Raw genomic sequence first — 4,998 nt, 5'->3', positions numbered from 1 at the left:
TGGAGGGAGCTTTGAATATATGGTGTATAAAAGCTTTTGAGAGAATTTAGGAGGTCTTATATCTAAAATTTAAAAAATCTCGTAATTTGAATCAGGACGATTCAAGCCGCGAAAGTCCCAGGACGGGACATTTGAGCGGGTAGAGATTTTTAAAATTTTAGACATTAGAGCTCCTTAATAAACGGTTGGCTTTTATACACCATATATTCAATGCGGACTCCACCTAAAAAGTTGTGTCGCAATGTGCTAAAAATGTTTAGCAATAAAATCTGGTAAATCTTTTTCAGAAAAACTTCCATATTGAATATTTTGTCCATCTTGACTATAGAATCCTATAATATATTTTGTTGATTTATTTCGCCACTCATCTTTATAAATTCTAATACAAGTTTCTATTTGATTCTTATCAGTTATTTTTAGATTCTTTGTACTATTCTCATCAATTTTAACTTTACCATTCTTTGATTTTTGTAACCAATCCTCCATATTATCAACTTTTTCTACTAAAGCATAAGATATATCCTTAGACGTAATCCTTGACCCTTCTAAATACCCTTTTTGTTTTAACCACTGATCAAATAATATATAAGACTTTTTCCATGGAAGATGTAGATTACTTTCTTTATTATTTCTTTCATCAATTAACTGGGGATACTTTTTAAAATTGTTATCATCCATCATAAACTCTATGTTTGCCCATGGTCTTATTTGTTCACTATTGGATTCATATGTTTCATTATCAATATCCTTTTTTAAAACATCTATGGCTTCTTTAATATCATTTGGATTAATTATTACTGTTTGTCCTTTAATGTTTGCAAAAGGATGAATTATAATTTTTTCTATTTCTGAACTATTTACTTGTAAAATGTCATAATTCATTTTTTTGTATTCTTTAGCTTCATAGATAGGTTTTAAATACTTAGTATAATTTTCAAGTGAAACATCATATCCCCTTTGAATTTTACTTCCATTCTTTAAATTATATATGAAAATGATTCTTCTACTTTGTCCACCATTGTTCTTATCATTATTTTTTGATTTTTCTTCTATAAGTTGTTTATGAAAGTTATAAATATTTTCAATATCTTTTTTATAAAAATAAACATCTCTATTATTTTTATAAAAATTCAAATGATCAAAGCTTTCACTAAAATATACACTATCGACACTATTTAATGATGGCATCTTCTTTTCATACCCTAATATATCAAAATTTACTCCCATTATCACTAAAATAATTATAACAGCATAAATTAAATAACCTTTTACATTTTTAAATACCTTTATAGATTTTTTTATAATCATCTCTGCAGCAAAATATCCTATAAGAGAAGTAATTAAAAAGCCAATTAAAAGCCAGTGTACACTTTTTTGTGTCACCCTAAAATATATTCCTCCTACCAACATAGCACAAAATGTCACACCATACTTAAACACATATTCTAGTCCTCTAAAAACAATACTTTTAGATGCTGATTCTAATTTTCTTTTATTATATATAAACATTCCAAATAAATATAAAACAATACATATAACAACATATACTATTATTTCATTCATACTGATTTTATTAATAAAATCAGTATTATACCTAACACTCATTTTCCAAATCCTTGTTACAGGTGAGAATTTTTCTATATTATTATCATTACATACAAAGCCATATACAAATCCATCAAAATTTTCTGATAATAAAATTGCTATTGCCACTGGAAAAACTAACAAAATATAAGTTAACATTCCCTGCATAATTGAGCTTCCCACTACCATTCCAACTGATATACACATAAAGAAAAACAAAAGACATACTACAATAGTAGTTCCAATCCACTGAAATACATCGTAAGGACTATAATATTTGCCCAAATGCATAACTATATCTAGAAATACACATATAAAGCCATTTATAATTACCGGAAAAACTAATAACAAAGCCCCTACAACTGCATGACTTCTATACAGTACACTTCTTTTAATAGGAAAGCTGTGAATCATATCTGATGAATTTTTAACTTGAATATACCTAAAAAGTAATATAGCAGCAAAAACAGGTGCTATGAGAATAAAAAGGATTTGCAAAGAACCCTCGGTAAAATAGAACATTCTTTTAATTATGTTATAATCATAAGCGTACTTTTTACTGCTGTTTATCATTATTACTTTTAATGGCACTATTAGAAATAAGAACAATGTATATGCAACACTTATCCATCCAAATCTTTTCAAATCATCTAAAATTATTCCTCTATTAAAAAATGATGTTTTTGATTTCATATCCTATATCCCCCATTTCATAAATAAAAATTTCCTCTAAAGTCAAAGGCAAAATGTCTAAAATTACAGGATCATATTTATTTATCTGATCTACAATTTCTTCTTTTTTTCCTCTAACAATAAACAGTTTTACGCTACCTCTTTCTTCTTCATATAGGATATTAACATCTTTTAAAATTTCTTCCTGTACACTTTCCTTAAATGCCACCTGAATTTTGTGAATATCTAATTTTAAATCATCTAAATCCTTTTGTAAAATCAAAGAACCTTTATGCATTATGCCTATATAATCACATAAATCTTCAAGTTCTCTTAAATTGTGAGAAGAAATTAAAACTGTCATCTGTTTTTCTGCCACATCTTGAACAATTAAATTTTTTACTTTTTGTCTCATAACTGGGTCTAATCCATCTAAAGGTTCATCCAATATTAGCATGTCAGGTTTTACAGACAAAGCAAGCCAAAATGCCACTTGTCTTTGCATTCCTTTTGAAAGATTATTTACCTTTTTGTTTTCATCTATGTTAAAAGCGTCTTTCAACTTTAAATACCTTTCTTCATCCCAAGTTTCATATATCCTTTTATAAAATTTAGCCATATCTTTTACACTGTACTGCGAAAAAAAATACAACATATCAGGAATAAATATAACTCTAGACTTTATATCTACATTTTCAAATACACTTTCTCCATCTATAAGTACTTCTCCACTATCCTGCTTATAGATTCCAACTAAAGTTTTTAAAAGAGTAGTTTTACCCGCTCCATTAGAACCTACTAACCCATAAATAGATCCCTTATTCACATTTATATTTACATTTTTCAATGCTTCCAAGGCTTCAAACGATTTACTTACACCTTTTCCTTGAATCATTTATTATCTCCTCCCTTAATATTTTCATCTATTTCTGAAATTATCTTATAAATATCATCTTTTTTCATACCTAAATACATAGCCTCAGATAAAATTTTAATCAATTCCTCTTTTAATATGCTTATTTTTTCACTGTTTTCATTGTTTTCTATAGAAGCCACAAAATTTCCCTTTCCAGGTATGGAATAGATATATCCTTGCCTTTCAAGCTCCCTATATGCTTTTTGAATAGTATTAGGATTTATAGTAATTTCACTTGCAAGTGATCTCACTGAAGGAAGCTTCTCATCCTTTTTTAAAACTTCACTAATAATAAGTTTTTTAAACTTTTCTACTAATTGTTCATAAATAGGCACTCTACTTCTTAAATCTAATTCAAACATTTATGCCCTCCTTCCGTATTAACTGTACTACTATTATCAGTACAGTTTTATTATAAACTAGTTATTTATGGTTGTAAATACAAACTTATTAGATTACAAAAGTTTGAAACTAATTTTAAAAAGGAGAAGCCTCTTAAACAATTATTGAAATATAAAAAAGCAAAATTAATCTATATTTTTTAATATGGAGTAATTTTGCTTTTTTACATGTAAAAATATCTTATTCTTTTATCAGCATATCTAATTTAGTATCTATTTTTGACAACTCGTAAATTACTGAATCTTTTAAATCATCAATAACATGCGTTAAATCAATTGTTCGTTCAATTTCCCTATGCTCAAAAATATCTATACACTGTTCAATGGTATCTGCCTGTTCATTATAAATATATTGCACAAAACAATTTAGTGCATGTTGATTAAAAATGTATTTTGGTATTAAAAATTTACAATATTTATCTATAACTTTCTTTTTGAGATCATCTAAATAGTTATTCTTTGATTCAATAATGCTCATCTTGTTGTCACTATTATTAGATCTATTTTGGGCATGATTTTCTTGAAATTTCATTAAATAGTAGGATTGTATTTTTATCAAACTTTCTTCTTTTATAAATTGATCTGGTATTTTATAAATAAGCTTTTCTAATCTCTCTTTAAGTTCCTCTTTTAATTTATTTGCTTCTTCTACAAAATTCACCTGCTTTTGTCTATAGGCTGAACAACTTTCATAAGGAACACTTGGTCTAAATGTAACATTCATACTTATTTCATCATTACAATCTTCTACCAAATCTGAGAGTTGTGATCTATAATAACTCTGAACTTTTTCTTGTAATGATTTACTAAGTTCACCTACCACAAAGTAATTGAAATTAAAAGATTTATATTCTTGTCTTTCTATAATATTAATAAAGTCTATAATTTCAAAATTATATTTACCCATTAAATCTTGAATATACTCCATAATACTATTACTGTTATCAAATAATTCAGGCTCACTTTGTGCCGTACACCAGATACCATTATGATTTTCATAGTTATACATAGTATACGAAAAGCTATTATCTAAATTGCAATACGCAGCAATACATAACCTTTTAAAATCATCAGTTTTTATAAAATTTAAAGCATCATTGTACTTTGTAGAATAGTTTTGTTCTTTATATTTCGATTTTTTCAATTCATCACTTAAAAGCGCTTGTGATTCGTTAATATTAGTAGCTATATCCCTTAATTCAAATAATTCTTTCAACAACAATAGTCTACTAGTATTTATTTGTACAGTAGTATCCATAACATTATCCCCCTAGTATGATGTAGTTGCAACATTTAATAGAATCCATCTTTGTTTTCTAAGGAATATTATCAACTCAATTTCAAAAATTATTAATTATTTAAATTTTATCACTAGTGTTTAATTTTTAGAAAATATTTCAATTGACATCTTTATTATAATCGTTT

The 4,998-nt window shown here is 26.6% G+C and carries 4 protein-coding genes; all 4 read right to left on the bottom strand.

Features of this window, described 5'->3' with window-relative positions:
• Positions 1 to 246: 246 nt before the first annotated feature.
• Positions 247 to 2,277, bottom strand: coding sequence for a DUF6449 domain-containing protein (locus EG57_RS0224880; RefSeq protein ID WP_032079767.1), 2,031 nt, complete (start codon positions 2,275 to 2,277; stop codon positions 247 to 249).
• A complete protein-coding gene (locus EG57_RS0224875) occupies positions 2,252 to 3,151 on the bottom strand; it encodes an ABC transporter ATP-binding protein (RefSeq protein ID WP_032079766.1) in 900 nt (299 codons plus the stop codon). Before EG57_RS0224875 ends, EG57_RS0224880 begins: the two co-directional genes overlap by 26 nt.
• A complete protein-coding gene (locus tag EG57_RS0224870) occupies positions 3,148 to 3,534 on the bottom strand; it encodes a GntR family transcriptional regulator (RefSeq protein ID WP_032079765.1) in 387 nt (128 codons plus the stop codon). Before EG57_RS0224870 ends, EG57_RS0224875 begins: the two co-directional genes overlap by 4 nt.
• 220 nt (positions 3,535 to 3,754) lie before the next feature.
• Positions 3,755 to 4,831 carry a hypothetical protein gene (locus EG57_RS0224865; RefSeq protein ID WP_242859931.1) on the bottom strand — a complete coding sequence of 359 codons (1,077 nt, stop codon included), beginning with the start codon at positions 4,829 to 4,831 and terminating at the stop codon, positions 3,755 to 3,757.
• Positions 4,832 to 4,998 lie beyond the last annotated feature (167 nt).

The sequence above is a fragment of the Clostridium drakei genome (assembly GCF_000633595.2).
Taxonomy (GTDB): Bacteria; Bacillota; Clostridia; order Clostridiales; family Clostridiaceae; genus Clostridium_AM; species Clostridium_AM drakei.
The sequence above is the reverse complement of the archived record's forward strand: the minus strand, read 5'-3'. Positions and strand labels throughout refer to the sequence as shown.

Bases quoted from the DNA above. Each gene is read 5' to 3' on its own strand.
- EG57_RS0224865 (WP_242859931.1), bottom strand. From the start codon at position 4,831: ATGGATACTACTGTACAAATAAATACTAGTAGACTATTGTTGTTGAAA.
- EG57_RS0224870 (WP_032079765.1), bottom strand. From the start codon at position 3,534: ATGTTTGAATTAGATTTAAGAAGTAGAGTGCCTATTTATGAACAATTA.
- EG57_RS0224875 (WP_032079766.1), bottom strand. From the start codon at position 3,151: ATGATTCAAGGAAAAGGTGTAAGTAAATCGTTTGAAGCCTTGGAAGCA.
- EG57_RS0224880 (WP_032079767.1), bottom strand. From the start codon at position 2,277: ATGAAATCAAAAACATCATTTTTTAATAGAGGAATAATTTTAGATGAT.